We start from the raw sequence: 887 nt of genomic DNA, 5'->3' as shown, positions 1-887 counted from the left end.
TAGACGGCCGCGATCTCGTGCCCGGCATCGATCAGCGCGAGCAGCGCGGGCACCGCGAAATCCGGCGTGCCCATATAGGCGAGGCGAAGGGGCATGGTCGGGCGCGGCCGCTCAGAACGGCAGCTTCATCCCCGGCGGCAGCTTCAGCCCGCCCATCAGCTTCTGGGTCTCGGCCTGCACCGCGTCCTCGACCTTGCTCTTGGCGTCGTTGAAGGCGGCGACGATCAGGTCTTCCAGCACCTCCACCTCGGACGGGTCGACCAGCTTCGGATCGATCTTGAGCGAGCGCAGCTCGCCCTTGCCGTTCAGCACCACCGCGATCATGCCGGCGCCGGCCTGGCCCGGAACCTCGATGTCGGCCAGGCGGGACTGCATCTCGGCCATCTTGGCCTGCATCTCCTGCGCCTGCTTCATCATCTGTCCCAGATTCTTCATGCCTCTCGCGGCTCCTCTTCATCGATGGCGTCGGGGGCCGGCTCGGCGGCCGGCCCCGCGACCTCATCCTGTTCCAACGGGTTGCGCAGGTCGCGGATCACCGCCCCCGGGAAGGCGCTCATCACCGCCTTGACCATCGGGTGCTCGGCCGCCTGTGCCAGCGCGTTCTCGCGGTCGGTCCGAGCCTGCTGGGTCAGCGTCGGCGCGCCCTCGGCGCCGGAGACGCTGACCACCCAGCGCTCGCCGGTCCAGTCGCGCAGCGCGGTGCCCAGGCGGTTGGCCAAGTCCGGCGGCGCCGAATCATGCGGCCGGAACTCCAGTCGCCCCGGCTCGAAATGCACCAGGTGCACGGCGCTCATCAGCTGGCCGTGCAGCACCACGTCGCGGGCGAAGGCGATCTGCACCAGATCGTCGAAGCTCTTCGGATCGGCCCGCAGCACCGCCTTCGGCGC

General features: G+C 69.7%; 1 protein-coding gene and 1 pseudogene. Both read right to left on the bottom strand.

Going from position 1 to position 887, the window contains the following annotated elements; all coding sequences use genetic code 11:
• Positions 1-111: 111 nt before the first annotated feature.
• Complete coding sequence (locus P409_RS35340) at positions 112-435, bottom strand: YbaB/EbfC family nucleoid-associated protein (RefSeq protein ID WP_034849804.1); 324 nt, start codon at positions 433-435, stop codon at positions 112-114.
• Positions 432-887 (bottom strand): annotated as a pseudogene (locus P409_RS35335) (DNA polymerase III subunit gamma/tau); the annotation flags it as partial. The gene P409_RS35340 and the pseudogene P409_RS35335, both read right to left, overlap by 4 nt.

The sequence above is a fragment of the Inquilinus limosus MP06 genome (genome assembly GCF_000767795.1).
Taxonomy (GTDB): domain Bacteria; phylum Pseudomonadota; class Alphaproteobacteria; order DSM-16000; family Inquilinaceae; genus Inquilinus; species Inquilinus limosus_E.
The sequence above is the reverse complement of the archived record's forward strand: the minus strand, read 5'-3'. Positions and strand labels throughout refer to the sequence as shown.

What these genes read in the sequence shown, in the direction of transcription:
- P409_RS35340 (WP_034849804.1), bottom strand. Translation starts at nt 435, where the DNA reads ATGAAGAATCTGGGACAGATGATGAAGCAGGCGCAGGAGATGCAGGCC.